The organism is Bdellovibrionales bacterium (assembly GCA_016714165.1).
Lineage (GTDB): Bacteria > Bdellovibrionota > Bdellovibrionia > Bdellovibrionales > UBA1609 > JADJVA01.
The window spans coordinates 2,389,675-2,404,207 of record JADJNU010000001.1 but is presented as its reverse complement, the minus strand read 5'-3'; the positions used below and the strand labels follow the sequence as shown (position 1 = coordinate 2,404,207).

Annotated in this window: 18 protein-coding genes and 1 tRNA gene; 8 read left to right on the top strand and 11 right to left on the bottom strand. The window is 45.0% G+C overall.

From position 1 onward, the window contains the following. The first annotated feature begins 33 nt into the window (after nucleotides 1–33). Entirely contained in the window at nucleotides 34–330 is a 297-nt protein-coding gene (locus IPJ71_11030; GenBank protein MBK7844211.1) for a hypothetical protein, read from the top strand. 64 nt (nucleotides 331–394) lie between these two features. On the opposite strand, the gene IPJ71_11025 is transcribed toward IPJ71_11030, so the two are convergent. The 3 genes from IPJ71_11025 to IPJ71_11015 form a co-directional block, all read right to left on the bottom strand. Then, nucleotides 395–1,615, bottom strand: coding sequence for an exo-alpha-sialidase (locus IPJ71_11025; GenBank protein MBK7844210.1), 1,221 nt, complete (start codon nucleotides 1,613–1,615; stop codon nucleotides 395–397). 175 nt (nucleotides 1,616–1,790) lie between these two features. Continuing rightward, nucleotides 1,791–2,744, bottom strand: a complete 954-nt coding sequence (locus tag IPJ71_11020) for a hypothetical protein (GenBank protein ID MBK7844209.1) — start codon at nucleotides 2,742–2,744, stop codon at nucleotides 1,791–1,793. A gap of 49 nt (nucleotides 2,745–2,793) precedes the next feature. Next, entirely contained in the window at nucleotides 2,794–3,573 is a 780-nt protein-coding gene (locus tag IPJ71_11015) for a hypothetical protein (protein ID MBK7844208.1), read from the bottom strand. Between the two features lie 251 nt (nucleotides 3,574–3,824). Between IPJ71_11015 and serS the strand changes: the two genes are divergently transcribed. Both serS and IPJ71_11005 read left to right on the top strand, forming a co-directional pair. Then, nucleotides 3,825–5,147, top strand: a complete 1,323-nt coding sequence (serS, locus tag IPJ71_11010; protein MBK7844207.1) for a serine--tRNA ligase — start codon at nucleotides 3,825–3,827, stop codon at nucleotides 5,145–5,147. A gap of 221 nt (nucleotides 5,148–5,368) precedes the next feature. Further along, a tRNA-Ser gene (locus tag IPJ71_11005) sits at nucleotides 5,369–5,458 on the top strand. Nucleotides 5,459–5,580: 122 nt separating this feature from the next. Here the strand turns inward: IPJ71_11005 and IPJ71_11000 are convergent. Then, entirely contained in the window at nucleotides 5,581–6,174 is a 594-nt protein-coding gene (locus tag IPJ71_11000; protein MBK7844206.1) for a transposase, read from the bottom strand. A 166-nt stretch (nucleotides 6,175–6,340) separates the two neighbouring features. Continuing rightward, entirely contained in the window at nucleotides 6,341–6,763 is a 423-nt protein-coding gene (locus IPJ71_10995) for a transposase family protein (protein ID MBK7844205.1), read from the bottom strand. A 224-nt stretch (nucleotides 6,764–6,987) separates the two neighbouring features. Between IPJ71_10995 and IPJ71_10990 the strand changes: the two genes are divergently transcribed. The 3 genes from IPJ71_10990 (at nucleotide 6,988) to IPJ71_10980 (ending at nucleotide 8,956) form a co-directional block, all read left to right on the top strand. After that, a complete protein-coding gene (locus IPJ71_10990; GenBank protein ID MBK7844204.1) occupies nucleotides 6,988–7,353 on the top strand; it encodes a winged helix-turn-helix transcriptional regulator in 366 nt (121 codons plus the stop codon). 9 nt (nucleotides 7,354–7,362) lie between these two features. Continuing rightward, a complete protein-coding gene (locus IPJ71_10985; GenBank protein ID MBK7844203.1) occupies nucleotides 7,363–7,593 on the top strand; it encodes an SRPBCC domain-containing protein in 231 nt (76 codons plus the stop codon). A gap of 166 nt (nucleotides 7,594–7,759) precedes the next feature. Continuing rightward, nucleotides 7,760–8,956, top strand: a complete 1,197-nt coding sequence (locus tag IPJ71_10980; GenBank protein MBK7844202.1) for an ATP-binding protein — start codon at nucleotides 7,760–7,762, stop codon at nucleotides 8,954–8,956. Nucleotides 8,957–9,043: 87 nt separating this feature from the next. Here IPJ71_10980 and IPJ71_10975 read toward each other — a convergent pair whose 3' ends face one another. Then, nucleotides 9,044–9,748: a hypothetical protein gene (locus IPJ71_10975; protein MBK7844201.1), complete on the bottom strand. Its 705-nt coding sequence runs from the start codon at nucleotides 9,746–9,748 to the stop codon at nucleotides 9,044–9,046. A 463-nt stretch (nucleotides 9,749–10,211) separates the two neighbouring features. Here IPJ71_10975 and IPJ71_10970 point away from each other — a divergent pair, with 463 nt between their 5' ends. Next, complete coding sequence (locus IPJ71_10970) at nucleotides 10,212–11,270, top strand: hypothetical protein (GenBank protein MBK7844200.1); 1,059 nt, start codon at nucleotides 10,212–10,214, stop codon at nucleotides 11,268–11,270. Between the two features lie 231 nt (nucleotides 11,271–11,501). Here IPJ71_10970 and IPJ71_10965 read toward each other — a convergent pair whose 3' ends face one another. The 5 genes from IPJ71_10965 to IPJ71_10945 all read right to left on the bottom strand — a co-directional run bounded on the left by IPJ71_10965 (nucleotide 11,502) and on the right by IPJ71_10945 (nucleotide 13,604). Further along, nucleotides 11,502–11,765: a hypothetical protein gene (locus IPJ71_10965; GenBank protein ID MBK7844199.1), complete on the bottom strand. Its 264-nt coding sequence runs from the start codon at nucleotides 11,763–11,765 to the stop codon at nucleotides 11,502–11,504. A 326-nt stretch (nucleotides 11,766–12,091) separates the two neighbouring features. Then, nucleotides 12,092–12,412, bottom strand: coding sequence for an IS66 family insertion sequence element accessory protein TnpB (gene tnpB, locus IPJ71_10960; protein ID MBK7844198.1), 321 nt, complete (start codon nucleotides 12,410–12,412; stop codon nucleotides 12,092–12,094). Continuing rightward, nucleotides 12,409–12,723, bottom strand: a complete 315-nt coding sequence (locus tag IPJ71_10955; GenBank protein ID MBK7844197.1) for a hypothetical protein — start codon at nucleotides 12,721–12,723, stop codon at nucleotides 12,409–12,411. Before IPJ71_10955 ends, tnpB begins: the two co-directional genes overlap by 4 nt. A gap of 108 nt (nucleotides 12,724–12,831) precedes the next feature. Beyond that, a complete protein-coding gene (locus tag IPJ71_10950) occupies nucleotides 12,832–13,287 on the bottom strand; it encodes a hypothetical protein (protein MBK7844196.1) in 456 nt (151 codons plus the stop codon). Further along, nucleotides 13,284–13,604 carry a hypothetical protein gene (locus tag IPJ71_10945; protein MBK7844195.1) on the bottom strand — a complete coding sequence of 107 codons (321 nt, stop codon included), beginning with the start codon at nucleotides 13,602–13,604 and terminating at the stop codon, nucleotides 13,284–13,286. The genes IPJ71_10950 and IPJ71_10945 overlap by 4 nt, the downstream gene beginning before the upstream one ends. Before the next feature lie 208 nt (nucleotides 13,605–13,812). Between IPJ71_10945 and IPJ71_10940 the strand changes: the two genes are divergently transcribed. Next, nucleotides 13,813–14,508 carry a hypothetical protein gene (locus IPJ71_10940; GenBank protein ID MBK7844194.1) on the top strand — a complete coding sequence of 232 codons (696 nt, stop codon included), beginning with the start codon at nucleotides 13,813–13,815 and terminating at the stop codon, nucleotides 14,506–14,508. Nucleotides 14,509–14,533 lie beyond the last annotated feature (25 nt).

Sequence of the window (14,533 nt, the reverse complement as noted above, 5' to 3'; positions counted from 1 at the left end):
AGAAGACAAATTATTGCTAAATAGGAGGGGTCTATGGCTCAGCTGGTAGAGGCATTTCAGGATAAATTCAAGAAGACATCAAGTAGTTTTGGATTGGGGTTGGTTCGCCTCATATCTGGCACAATTCTGGGGCTGGCATTTGCGTTGATAGGCGACGAAGCCATAAAATATGGCATTTTTGCCTTTCTCTTTGTCGTGGTATCAATTACGGCCGCATTTCTCAAGTTATCCAGATCTTGGCGGCTATCGAGCGTTTTGGTTTTTGATCTTATTTGCGTCCTTCTTGGGATGCTCCTCAGGCTTTACATTTTGGTAGCTCCCGGGCAGTAGATGAAATCAAACAGAGGGTTCCTCCCAAAAATACACTTTTAGTAAGTTGATAGTCCTGTCTGCTCTATTCACAGGTCATGCGGCGGAGAATCCAGATTTCCTTTCCGCCAGCATCAAAGCCATTCGCGGCATGTACCAAATGACCATCTTTTGTTTTAATTACTGGTTGACTGTAGGAGCTTCGCCCGGCCGTGTGTTGGTACGGAACTGTGAAATCGCTCCAGGTCATTCCGCTATCCTTGCTGATCCGAATACTGGCTCGAGAAAATCCATCGTCCGCATGGGCATTCGACATAGAAAAGACAATATTGTCGCTATAGAAATATGGGATCTTGGGATAGGTATCGCCCGAGGACGCCAGTTGATAATCATCTACCGTTACCCAAGTGTTGCCCTTGTCAGTTGACCTTCTCAAGACAGAATGGTTCTTTCCCGCACTATCCATTGCTGCCAGTGCTAGTATTAGCTCGTCTTTGGAATTTGCCGACAATCCATAGCAAACTGTATCCTTGCCCGTGACATGCTCATATGGTATTTGGCTGGTCCAAGTGGATCCGTTATCGTCTGAAATTCTCAGTACTGTCTGGAAGACATCGCTTGCATTTTGCCCATATCCGCACATAATCAAACGGCCATCGGAAAGCTTCACAAGATTGTTATAGAAGTGTTGCTTGCCAGCTGCATTTTGAAAGTTGTCTGTGGTGTTGAACGTAGAGCCACCGTCGGTGCTCTGATGCACATGACCTTTATATCCTGTTTCTGCATGGCAGCCGCCAAAGTAAAGATTATTGCCGTCTTTCAACATAGAATTGAACCAGGTGTAGCCCACAACCTGAAGACTAGTCACCTGAGTCCATGCAACTCCAAATGAGAGCGGACTGGTCTCAACATAAGCAATATTCCCATCGTTTCTTTGTCGATAAATAAGATTGTCATATAGCCCAAGTGGAAAGCCGGTTCCAGTTTCGATGGCCACTTTGGACCACGACAGCCCCTGATCCTCTGATTTTTCTACAATCATATTCCAAGCATTAGAGTCATCTTTGGCGAGACCAGACGCATAGAGATGGCCATTACTGTCTTCAAAAAGCCGCAGAGGATAGGAAGCTTTGCCAGCCGAAAGTTGCCACTCGTCCGTCGTTTGCCAGCTGCTGTTGAGTTGGCAGCTTGGAATTACTTCATCGCTCCCGCTGCCCTCAATATTTCCGGAAATCTGGTTGTCGCACCCAAGAAGGGCCAAACCAAGAGAAAGGACCTGGAGCGCAAACAGCATACGTGCAACCATAACTACCTATCGGCAATTATGAGCCTGGACTGAAATTCAACGCCTCAGCCTGATATGGCTCTTGAATTGACCAAATTGATTCAAATTCCAGTCTGGTTATAAATTATTATCATCAAAACGTATCGAATCAGGATAAAAATCCGAAAACTACGATTCGAAGCTCTCTTCCTGTTCTCTAGAATTTGCCAGGCTCACTATACCAAGGGGAGGGGTTTCGATGACTGTCTCCTTTCAATTCTAATATCAAAAACATGCTTTTCATCCGATCCCTGTAGCGTGCCCCGTCGGCCTTTCTTATGGATTTGGGACCAATCATATTATCTAGGATTTCTTCGAACGCCGAATTTGTTGTCAAAAATATCTTACCCCCATGATCAAAAACATGAATTACAACTCTTAGAAAAGCATCAGCACCGATGCCGTAACCAGAATTAAAATCGTCAAATATAAACACGTCATATTTTTTCAATTCCTGAGCCTTGATGTCGTGGTGGTTAGAAGAAGAAAGAAAACGAGGCCTTTTCCCCAACATTAGAAATTGCTTTGCAAGTGCAATAGACATATGGGATTTCCCCAACCCAACCCCACCAAAAATGACCAATCCCGCACCGCTTCCTCCGTCAACCGCAATCAACTGGCGAGCCGCATCTAAGAGCTTTTGTTGACTCTCATTTTTAGGGAGGTAATTGCCCAGCTGCGAACTCTGATTTTCCATTGGAGTCATGGGGTTTTCACTCAAAAACACCAAATCAGAAAGGAAGTTGATCAGTGACTGAGCATCCAATCTTGTTGTATCTATCTGGTGGTCATTTTCAGCGATTTCTAAATTGTCCAATTCCGGATACGTCTTGAGAAACTGCAGAAGTCGATCTTCATTGACTAAATTTGTTGGCAATTTCAATCGCTGGAGTTCATCTGTTCTTGAGAGAAGGCCACCGCATCCCTCAAGCCTCAAAATCAGTCTCGATAGAACCTCCTTGGCTTGGGATGTGACCTGGATGCCCTTGCTGGAATTCAAGTCTGCAGTCGCTGCCCGTGTCGATTGAAAAAATGAGCCTCCCAATCCAAGAGCAAGAGTCAATGCGTGTGTAAGTAATCCAATTCTATCTCGATAGATTCCAAATACCATATGTTCTCCTGTACAAATTAAAATGAGAAAATGTCCTAATTGTTGATCCCTATCGTTTGAATCTTGTTTGGATTTTTCTTCTTTCTTGTTCGCTCCGAGCTTTCGTCGCCAATTTATCTCGAATTAATGTACGAATGTTTTGAATTTTAGAAAATTTGACATTCAATTCCTCCAGGCGATCTAAAATTTCTAGAGATTCATCGTATGAACCTAGGTAAGCTAATATATGGGCCATTTCAGTCAGGCTTACAGTATTCTGAGAATCGATAGCTAAAGCCAGTTCAATCACCTGATAAGCATCTATGTACCTTTCGAGCCGCCGCAGAAGCTGACCCTTCTTGTTCAAAAAGAATATGTTACCAGGGTGACTGGTAGAAGCATCTATTGCAGTTTCAAGTGCGCTCTGAGGATCGTTCACCTGTTGGATCTGTATCAAATTCAAAAGATTGCGGTCGGTAGGTCCCTCAATCTCTATGGCCTTATGTGCGTGGCTTTCCGCCAATTCAGGTTGCCTTGCTTGTATATAAAGCAGGGCGATTTTCGTATGAGCCTGGGCATTCCATGGTTGGACATCCAAGAGTCTCTCCAGCACTGCGATGGCGCTCTTCGCTTCTCCTTGATCGGACAGCTGTCGAGCCCTTATGAGTGACCACCGCGCCTGATGTTCGTGATTTTGAAAGCGGGGTTCCCTTAGTGGTTGGCTTGAGGCGAGTGCCACTCGACAACGCCCTCTTTCTCTGGGTGGAGAGCTGTCCCAGTTCGGCTGACCATGGATATAGCCACCAGAGACCAAAAAAACGAAAATAATCAAAGAAATATTTACATGCACAAATTCACCTTTGTGGTAATCAGATCCTCTACATGAAGCCTGGAAGACTGAAGACTGATCGCATGAAATTAACATGCCAAGCTGGTTGGGTTGTTGGGTTGTTGGGTTGGGTCGCCAAGACAGGGAGATTTATTTTGCCTGAACTTCTCATCATGCATTTTGAATCCCCTTGACTCCGAAACGTCTTATGGAGTCATGATGGAGAAAAAGACGCCGGGAATTTGCAGTCGAGAAGAAAGAGGAATGTATCTATGATCGATATCAAGGCTCTCGAGAAAAATGAACAAATGGAAGGGTTTGGAAAGTCTTATGCCGAGGCCTATCGTGAGTCCTTAAAGAACCGGCGCGAGGACAGTTCTCTCGTGGATCAGCTACTCAGTTTGAATAGCGAACGAAAGGCACTTGTGACTCAAGCCGAACAGGCCCGAGCCGAACAGAATCGCGTCGGTCTTGAAATCGCAAAGAGAAAGAGAGCGGGAGAGAATGCCGATGAGCTTTTGTCTGAAATGCAGAAACTGAGTTCACAGATCAAAGAAATGACTGATTTGTCGGCGTCTAAAGAGGCGGAGCTAAATGAGAAGCTCTCGCGGCTGCCAAATATGTGTCATCACTCCGTACCAATCGGTCAGGGAGAGGAAAATAATCTTGAAGTTCGCCGCGTTGGTGAAATTCCCAAATTTTCGTTTAAAGCCAAAGACCACATTGAACTCGGCGAAGCCTTGGGCATTATTGATTTTGAGCGGGGTGGAAAAGTGACAGGTGCGAGATTTACCTTTCTGCGCTCGGCAGCTTCTGCCCTTGAGAGAGCACTCATTCAGTTCATGATGAACATTCACACCCTTGAGCACGGCTACGAAGAGATGATTCCCCCCTTTATTGTCAATAGCCAAAGCCTATTTGGAACTGGGCAGTTTCCAAAGTTTCGGGAGGATGTTTTTCATTTGGAGAACACGGACTACTATCTTGTGCCTACAGCGGAAGTTCCCGTAACTAACTATTTTGCGGGTGAGGTTTTGGAAGAATCCCAATTGCCTCTTCGCTTCTGTGCCTACAGTCCTTGTTTTCGGTCAGAGGCCGGCTCCTACGGTAAGGACACCAAAGGACTTATTCGACAGCATCAATTTAACAAGGTTGAACTGGTCACTTTCTCTCATCCTGACAGATCTTATGAAATGCATGAGGCTCTCACTTCGCATGCAGAACGCATACTCCAGAAACTGGAACTTCCGTACAAGCTTGTCTCTCTCTGTTCCGGTGACCTTGGTTTTGGTGCGGCAAAGTGCTACGACCTCGAGGTGTGGTTGCCGGGGCAGGGGAAATTTCGAGAAATTAGTTCCTGCTCCAACTTCGAAGACTTTCAGTCCAGACGGGCTGATATCCGTTTTCGCCCTGCAGGAGTCAAAGCTAAGCCTAGATTTGTTCATACCCTCAATGGTTCTGGTTTGGCAGTTGGTCGGACCTTGATAGCCATCATCGAGAACTACCAGCAGGAAGATGGTTCTATCCTTATTCCAAAGGCTCTTCAGCCTTATATGGGAGGGAGAGAAACTATAGGTTCGGTGGCTAAGCGCTAGCTTTGAAACCGTTTCGAGTGCGATACCAATTCTTGTGACTATAGACGCGATGCGACTTTAAATCGAGAACATTCCATCCTGTGAACAGAAAACATTTGCCAGCTTGGCCTTCGCTTCGTAACTTGCCCGACGGGATTTCTGCTTCTGTTGTCGCGCCAAAGTTGATAACTCAACTGCTGCATGTTAAGTAGTCTGACCGACTTCGTACAGTTTCAGGTTAAGGAGAGGTGGCTGAGCGGTTGAAAGCACCGGTCTTGAAAACCGGCAGACCTTTGCGGGTCTCGTGAGTTCGAATCTCACCCTCTCCGCCAATTACTGTTTTCCTTCCAAGACGCCAATCTGGCGAATGGTTTTTGTAGCTGATATTCAAGAGTTAAGGTTCTACGGTTCTACGGTTCTACTCGGTTCATGGTGGGTAATTCAAAAAAGTCATTTAAGCACAAGCACTTAGGTATCTGAGTCTGTACAATTTAAAACTTTTAACGCCGTAAGCCCTCTTCTGGATTAGCTTTGCGACGTTGTTAAAGCCTTCTGTTCTGGCATTGGTAATGCGGTTGACGAAGTAATTCAAGATTTCATTTCTCCATTTCATGAGGGTGCGCCTGAGGGTTTTTATTTCGGGGATTTGGCTTAAAGCCATTTGATCTGTGATTCGAATTAACACTTTGGCAGCTGTTCTGTTTCCTTTGATTCGGTAAAATCCATGGAGGGCTTCTTTGTAATGATAAATTTCTTTTAGCTGGGGATGAAGATTGAGCCATTCATAAAGGGCTCTTCGTTCATAGGACTCAAGCTTTTTACCATTTCTAAGTAGGAGTTTTCGAAGGGGACTGGTTCTTTTGTCGCCAGTGACTTGTTTTCGGTAGCGATTAAGAGCTGGATTTAAAAGCCTGAGCACATGGAACTTATCAGCAATCATCTGGGAGTTAGGAAAAAACTCTCGAACAAAGCTTTTATAGCTATCTGACAAATCTAGAACGACGTTTTTTACATTTTCTCTACCAGGGATATGTTTAAGTTGTTCAATGAGTTGCCCTTTACTTTTCCATGAGCGAGTTCACGAACACGCTTATTGTTGTAATCAACGAGTACGGTTGCAAACTCTCTAAACCCATTGGCTCGAGAGAAAAAGTGTTCATCTATTCCAATGGTTTTTGGCCACGGATAATTGATATGCCTCTTGAGGTTCGTCTCTAACCTCTCATAAAGAGTCTGATAGACCGTCCACGTTGAACATGCATAGGCCCTTCTGACCTTACTGAGATCCGTAAAGTTCTCACAGGCCCAAAGAACACCTCGTTTAAACCTCTCGGTGGTTCTTTTCCTTTTCTGATTCCTTGAACTGGTTCGGTGAAAGGCTTTCGGCAGGTCTTACAATAGAATCTGCGTTTTAAAACATGGAGCCAGACTTGATTGCCGTGGATGGGAGCATCGTGTGCTTTGGCCCACCTTCGATCATAAACAGTCTTAGAAGGTGTCGCACACTTTGGACAGATTTCAAAGCTGGATACTTTTTCAACCTGTTTGTGCTTTCGGCCAGATCGATCTCTCCCAAATTTTAAAAGTTTTAATTCTGGTAATAATAGAAATTGTGATATTTTTTCGTGCTGAGGCATAAGTTCTTTTCCTTTCAAAGGTTTGAGTTGTCAGGCACCCAAATCTTAGCTTGAAAAAGTCTTAGGCCTCTTCTTTTTTGACTTACCGCATCCCACCTCCACCACTTAGAAGCCTAGTATTTGCATATCATATATTTAGATGCTGCAGAAAAATTCATTAGACATTTTGATCGGGTGCGCATAATATATAACTATATGGTTATATAGCTCAAAGGTTATATTTTATGAATAACGACAAGCTGGACCGTGTGTTCGCTGCACTTTCAGATTCCACTCGAAGGGCAATCCTTGCGAAGCTTGCAAACGGAGATGCAAGCGTTTCGGAGTTAGCAAAACCTTTTCGGTTATCTCAACCTGCAATTTCCAAACACCTACGAGTTTTAGAGGACGCGGAACTGATTTTTTCCCGAACCGATGGTCAGAGACGTATTCGAGAATTGCGGATAGAGGCACTGGTGCAGGCCAACGGTTGGATCGAAAAATACAGAGAGATTTGGGAGGCCAGCTACAAACGCCTAGATATATTGCTGGAAGAAATGAAAGCAACTTCGGATAAGAAAAAAGCGAAATCAAAACATAAATCAAAATAGGGAGATCAAATGTCGAATCAATTTTACAAAACGGCTGACGTTAAAAAGACCTCGGCAACAACGTTGGAAATACGACGAAGTTTCAATGCAAAACCTGAGATGGTGTATCGGGCCTATACCGAGCCGGATCTGATGAGACGCTGGTTGACGGCTTATCCGGGTTGGGAAATGCCGGTCTGTGAAATGGATCTTCGCGAAGGTGGAAAATACCACTGGCGATGGGTCAACGCCGCGAATTGACTCATAGCTCCTTAGTGTCTTTTTCCCATGAGGCAATACGAAGCCCCTGATGTGATGTAGCAGGGTCATCTTCCATTATAATGAGTCTGGGGCAAAAATATTTATGGGCTTATTTTAATTAGAAAATAGACTTATGCGATCGCGGAATTCCTGGAAAAATGCGTATATGGTACGCCGTTTTCTAGAAGACAAGATCACATCGAATTTGAAGCACAAAAGCGTGTTGCTGCTCGGTCCACGCCAGGTCGGGAAATCGACCCTCTTTAGATCCCTCCAACCGGACCTAACGATCGATCTGTCGGACGAAGGTCTCTATCGCCAGCATCTCAAAGACCCCGAGCTAATCACTCGCCAGGCAGAGGCTTTGTCTGAGAAGAAGAGGCTTATTTTCGTCGATGAGATCCAACGCATACCCGGCATGCTGAATACAATTCAAGCGCTGATCGATGCAAACAAGTCGTTGCGGTTTCTGCTCAGCGGTTCATCAGCCCGGAAGCTGGCGCGCGGTCGGGCCAATTTATTGCCGGGTCGGATTTTGATGGAAAAGCTTTATCCGCTGACCAGTGCGGAGCTGATCGCTTCGAGCCAAACATTCGATGTTAACCGTGCCATTCAGGTTGGCCTCTTGCCAGAGGTTTATCTGAGCGAGATCGGAGCAGAGATTCTTAGATCTTACGCCGACATTTACCTTCGAGAGGAAATTCAGGCGGAAGCGCATGTGAAGGATATCGCATCGTATGCTCGATTCCTGGATCTCGCTGCGGAGTTTTCAGGTCAATTCATCAATTATGCGAAAGTTTCATCGGATACGGGAATCCCCAAGGACACCGTGCGAGGGTTCTTTGAGATTCTCGAGGAGACCCTATTGATCACTCGAGTCCCGAGCTTTGGAGAGGTGGACTCGGCTCGTAAGACTCGACAAAAGGACAGATATTTCTTCTTTGACATAGGTGTGAGAAACGCGGTGCTTGGCAAGCAGGATTCCAAGTTTACGAATACCGAGAAAGGTCCTCTCTTCGAGCACCTTCTTTTCCAACAGCTCCATGCGCTCAAAAACTATCGACGTCCGGATTGGTCGCTCAAGACCTACCGTGACGATCGGGGACTGGAAGTGGACTTTATTCTGGAATCCGAAAACGAGCTCATTCTTATTGAGGCGAAGTACCAAAGAAAATTCCGCGTCGAATTTGAAGAAGATCTCCTGCGGCTGGAATCTCTGGTGGAAGAGAATCCCAAACTCAGAAAGAAGTTTAAGAAGATCCAGAAGATCGTTGTCTATGCAGGCGACCTCGAGCAAAAGACCGAGTTTGGAACATGGGTCTTGCCGCTTCAGGCATTTCTTGAGCGGGTGGTGGCTAGGTGAGGGAACATATCGGCCGACCATGCAACTGATATGCGACCATTACGCGACAGCGAGTTCGCTAAAAGTGAGTCCCTTCCCATTGATCGGTCAACGGTGAGAAAAATGAGAAGGAGAAGGCTTTTGAAGAAGAGCAGGGAGTTCACGAAGGCGAGAAGAGACCCTGCCCATTTCGTTGTATACCGTAATATCTTCTGACTTGGAAGGAACCAATGGGCTTTGGTGGTGCACTTTCAATGCATGCCGAATGACTTCAAGATTCTCGATCAATGATTCCGTAAACTGAACATAGTTAACAATATTTGTTTGATAAAAAATCGTGTTGATTGTTTTGATTGGCGACGCTGTCCCTGTTTGTGAACCTTTATCAAGATCGGTCATACGGGTTTGAATACTCACCAATAAAGCTAAATCATAAGTCAGTCGATCGATCATCTCATCAAGGTGATCTGGATTGATCATGGAGGTAATCTCAGGCCAAGTTCTATTATAGTTAATGACGTGACCTACTCCAAAATTTACATTCATCACCCATCCGTAGATGCTTTCAATTTCTTGAGCCAATTGCTTGTAAGTGGTTCCTAGTTTCTGAACTTCCATTTGCGATGGACTATCACCAGTAGTGAAGGTGTCCCTGAACTCCTTCTCGACAAAGTCAGGGAGTCGACGCCCGCACTCCTCTTGCACGAGCCTTAGGAAAGTCTCGAGGTTCTCCTCTGCGATTTTGTAAAGGACGGTGTGTTCGGGCTGGTGCCGTTGATAGGTGTGGGCCCCAAGTGGGCGGGCTGCAGACATCGCCTGCACGCTTGCAAGGCTGGGGCAGGCCAGGAGGCCCAGTTATTGGGACATTAGCTTCGAGTGAGCTTGCTTTACCGGACGCCACAACCCAGGGACGGACACCTGGCCGGAGCCTTCCTGCTCGCTCGACAGCTGTTTGAGTAGTGTCTTAAACTGAAATTGTTATCTGGGAGCGGCAAGTGCGCCATTGCAATTGCGAAAAAGGGAAAAGCTTTTCTTGTTGAAAAAAAAAGATGTTTAATTCGTTTTTTCTCTAAGACTCTAGGAAGAACGGCTGGTGAGGAAGGGATCCTTATTAATGAAAAGATTGCACCCTATTCGGACTGTTTTTAGTCATAGGATCAAATGTGTTTAGGAATTTCTGGGAGATACTACAGAAACAAATTGACTTGGCGCAATATTAAAGTTTATAGGAATAGCGCTAAGCATTAAATAACCAAGCTAAAAGGCGTGAGAAATTGTGAAATACCTTTCAGTTATCTGGGTCCTTTTTGTTATTTCGAACGGCCTCTCAGTCAAAGCCACGGAAAAATGCAGAGGACATTTGACCCCTCTAATAGTTAACCGGGACGCAGAAGTTGTGGATTTATGGCATCTAAGCTGGATTTCGGCCTTAGATTCAAATATTCCCGCAGCAACCAAGCTCGAATTGGACCGAAAAAGAGAAGGTAAAAGTGCGACTCAAAAAGAGCTGGATGATACCCTCGCCGGCACCAGAGTTCATCTCCGACAAACATCTTCGCAATCTGGATTGATGTATTTCACCATCCATCAAGACGATGGAACCGAAGTTTTTGATTCAAGCGCCTATATTGGTACAGCTTCGTGTGAGTGTAGCCTCAATGGTTCTCCTTTGATTTCCCAACCCTGGATCATAAGAGACGCACCGTTGGGTCATGGTTTCACTCTTAAATTTGTGAGTTCGGCGAGAAATCCCGATAGTACGACCTCTCACGTAGAGAAAATATATCCTTCTCAAGACGGAAAAACCCAGGTTGAATTTAGGTATTCAATTACTCAAAAACCCCGATCCCCTCATGTATCTGAGCTGGTGCTCCAATATGCACTGAAGTCATTCAAACATGTAGGACGTCATCGCATACTGGATAGCGTGAATCAAATAAGTATTGATATGAATAGGGGACAATTGACCGGCTTAGATATGGCTATTTGGTACAATTTATCTCTGATAAAAGACGAGCCTTTGTTTGACAAGGTTGGCCTCAGATTTAATGGGAATGGAAAGTTAACTCAAGTTGTCGGAGTCAGCCAAAGTACTCTGACCAATTCAGCCTGGTCAAGTCAACGGGATTTTCTAGAGGCCGTTAAGAAAGGTGAAGACGAGTGGGTTGTTTACCTTCCAACCGCTCCTCAAGCTGCTCTTATTTTTAACTCTGTCTACGGAAGAAAAATTGAGGACCTAACAAGGATCTCTCCTTCGACACTAGCAGATGTCTTAGATGCTGCAAAGGCTGGCAGACTGGTGCCCATTAACTCATTTCTGCAGTTCAAGAATTGATAGACCCGGAGCAGGAAGTCTAAAGGGAGAGAGCCAGCCAGTTCAGGCATTGTACACTGACCAGATCTCTTTTTTCTCATTTAGCGACCGACTCAACTTCAAAATTTAAATCTTAGCTAATCGAACTCCGTAAAATCCGTCCGATCCAACTGGCGAAGGCAGACAATGAAACTCCTCTTCTAATTTCCAGCCTGGATGATTCTCAAGAAACCATTTCACTTGAAGTTCATTCTATGAAGGGAAAACAGAACAGGTGGCGTAAACAAATTTCCCTCCGGGCTTTACCATGCTCACATAATTCGTCAGGATGTCCCGCTGAACATGAATAAGCCGATTGCACTCCTCCTCTTTCATTTTCCATTTAGAATCTGGATTTCGCCGAATCACTCCGGACCCAGAGCAAGGCACATCAAGGAGCAATCTGTTCGGGTGCCCGACGCCGGCTCGACGTGACCTTTCGCGATGTTCTTTGAGCTTCCGATCGTGAACATCCAAACAAAGTATTTTTTACCTCGATTGTTCATCAATCTTGGCTTGAGTTTTTTTAAATCCTGCTTTTTTGCAAACGTGCCTAGAGAGGTCTTGGTGACGATATTTAGAACTTCACTAGTGTCTTAAACTGAAATTGTTATCTGGGAGCGGCAAGTGCGTTATTGCAATTGCGAGGCCGAATCAATCGGTAAGTTCATTTTTAGTGCACTTACTTTGAGCGCAGTAAAAATGGACTCGTGAACCGAGGGTCTTTGCTATCGGCCAAGAGGGTGAGTTGATTGGAAATTCGTCCTTACTTCTATTGAGATTTCGGCGGACAACTTAGCAGTTTAGCAGTATTGAAGGATGTCTGTTTGACCACGACTTCGACTTCTGAAGGCGATTGAATTGTCGCATGATTGGATAGATTTCTTAGGCCATGGGAACTTTTCCACATCCAATTGCTTTTGCCATAGACAGAACCCACTTCGATCAAAATACAGAATCTTGATCGTGTGTCGTCGTCGACCACAGAAAACGAAAATATTTTTCCCGTTCAACTTGCCCATTTGGGGACTCTCCACAATCTGATTCAACCCCGGAATCCCACGGCGTACATCCACAGGATCCCGATGCAGAAACACACTCTCAAATTGGTTGGGAGTTTTCATCGGCTACCTGCCTGCAAATAAAAGATCAGCTTGGCCACCCATTGCGCGTCAGGGAGCGAATAAGCAGCTCCTGGTTTCCGAATATCCACTGGCACACAAGCACACCTCACGGGCTTTCGACGTCCAGTACTCCCTCTCGTCCTTTCCTTGGATAGTCGATATTTCCAATTCTTGAACGTTGTGTTGTTCAGCCCCTCTTGCTGACAGAACTCGATCTCGGAAATGAAGTAACCCGTGCCACTTCCGAACGTATTTCCTAAAAGATTTTCTCCGTCGGGCCGCGAATTGAGATGAACGACACTCTGAGACAAGTTTTTGAGGTCAGACTCGACGGCTGTGTTTGGTTTTCTGTTTGCCTCGTCCTTTTAAGGAAGAGTAAATGAATGTGGAACATCACTCAAATTCGGCACTCTGTTGATTCAAAAAGTTGACGCCTGGCTTCCAAGTCCACCAAATAGTTTTTGATCAACCTTAACCGTAAGGCTGTCGGCTTCCACTTTTAGGATTGTGGTTGTCGACGTAATCGGAAAATCCTGAATCGGCGGAACCATCGAGGCGTCGATATTTCTGCGCCCATTGCCAACCGAAATAGCTCTGGTCATTTCTGTTTTAGACATCAAATCTCTTGAACACGGACTTCCATCGGACCTCAGAGCTATTCCGAAGGCACCGAATGATGAGAGATCTGGCGACTGAGAAATAAATTCTGAACTATTCTGGTCAACTTGAAAGGAGTCGAAATATTGATTCTCTACCTTGCCACTTGGGTCAAGTTCTTGGATCAAAAGCGGTATGCCAAGATAGGCTTCAACACCAGCCACCGCTAGGAATGGGAAAACGAGGGCCGCTGTTAGAATTGAGATTCGCGTAATCACTTGGTCTCCACCGGATAGTTCGATCCCTCAGCGTTATTTTCAATTTTTCCGTTACCCGAAAATTTGACCGAAGAAATTGTAACTGGCGGACCATCCAAAGAAATTGTCCCTGGTTGTCCGCCCGAGGAGATTGCGTCCTGCGCACAGTCATTCCCATTCTTGCGTGAATTTGCAACTTCGTCGGCTGCCTTATTTGCATCTTCTACCGTTTTATCACCATCTTTCCTAAGCTGCTCGACGGGCCTATTGGGATCATCCACGGCCTTTTTAGAGTCTGCTTTCAAGCTACAAGTTGATAGTGATAAAATTAGCCCCATAACTAAAGATAGATTTCACTACATTCCCCACGGGGACCTACTAAAACTTCTGAGACGACGAAGAAAATAATGTAAGCAATTCATGGGTGTACAACATGTCCCCCTGCACAACCGAATTGGCCCATGAGCCAATTCGGCACTTAATGGACGTGTATGGATGGCATGCTTCTTGAACAACCTTCATTTCATTTCAGATAGGGAGTTGCCCGTGATCGAATTTAAACGCTTTGCAAAAATGTGGGTTTCAAAAAGTTTGATACTTGCCTTGCCATTGTTGTCACTCAACTCTGTTCATGCAATGAGTTGTCACGATTCAATTGCTGGTAACCCAAATTATTCCTCGTGGTACAGAGTGAAAATGGGTCAAATGGGTTTACCACTGAAGCCTGCTGAGCATGAGGCCCTGGAAGGTAAACAAGTTGCCATTTTTTTGAAAGAGAGCTTGAATTTTAATAAAAAAGAGGTAGTTGAAGGTACTTTAATACATGTTCCACATTTGAGTGATAATAATCACGCCACTTACGATATTCAACTCGCGGATGGGTTAATTAGGAAAGTCAGCCCTCGTACGGTGAAAGAGTTGCGCGTAAATCTGCCCGTATCAACCGCGACCCATGAATCTTTCACTTCGAAATTTAAATTTTGGTATAAGGTAAAAGTTAATGGGGGAGTGCCTGAAATAGCTGCTGAATATGCTGCACTTGTAGGGAAATATGCGGCTTTTTATATAGACGCTTCCTTGAACTTTAATCAGAAGGAAATTGTTGAGGGTGTGATTCTCCAAGTACCAGTTTTTGGTAATGATAGCCGCACCACTTACGATATTCAACTCGCGGATGGTTCAAAGAGAAAAATTGGACACTTATACTCGATCCGAGAAATCAGGATTGATACCTCCCGGTAAGGAAGATGTTAGAGTGTTCTAGCCT

What these genes read in the sequence shown, in the direction of transcription:
- IPJ71_11030 (MBK7844211.1), top strand. Translation starts at nt 34, where the DNA reads ATGGCTCAGCTGGTAGAGGCATTTCAGGATAAATTCAAGAAGACATCA.
- IPJ71_11025 (MBK7844210.1), bottom strand. Translation starts at nt 1,615, where the DNA reads ATGGTTGCACGTATGCTGTTTGCGCTCCAGGTCCTTTCTCTTGGTTTG.
- IPJ71_11020 (MBK7844209.1), bottom strand. Translation starts at nt 2,744, where the DNA reads ATGGTATTTGGAATCTATCGAGATAGAATTGGATTACTTACACACGCA.
- serS (MBK7844207.1), top strand. Translation starts at nt 3,825, where the DNA reads ATGATCGATATCAAGGCTCTCGAGAAAAATGAACAAATGGAAGGGTTT.
- IPJ71_10995 (MBK7844205.1), bottom strand. Translation starts at nt 6,763, where the DNA reads ATGCCTCAGCACGAAAAAATATCACAATTTCTATTATTACCAGAATTA.
- IPJ71_10990 (MBK7844204.1), top strand. Translation starts at nt 6,988, where the DNA reads ATGAATAACGACAAGCTGGACCGTGTGTTCGCTGCACTTTCAGATTCC.
- IPJ71_10985 (MBK7844203.1), top strand. Translation starts at nt 7,363, where the DNA reads ATGTCGAATCAATTTTACAAAACGGCTGACGTTAAAAAGACCTCGGCA.
- IPJ71_10980 (MBK7844202.1), top strand. Translation starts at nt 7,760, where the DNA reads ATGGTACGCCGTTTTCTAGAAGACAAGATCACATCGAATTTGAAGCAC.
- IPJ71_10975 (MBK7844201.1), bottom strand. Translation starts at nt 9,748, where the DNA reads ATGTCTGCAGCCCGCCCACTTGGGGCCCACACCTATCAACGGCACCAG.
- tnpB (MBK7844198.1), bottom strand. Translation starts at nt 12,412, where the DNA reads ATGAAAACTCCCAACCAATTTGAGAGTGTGTTTCTGCATCGGGATCCT.
- IPJ71_10945 (MBK7844195.1), bottom strand. Translation starts at nt 13,604, where the DNA reads ATGGGGCTAATTTTATCACTATCAACTTGTAGCTTGAAAGCAGACTCT.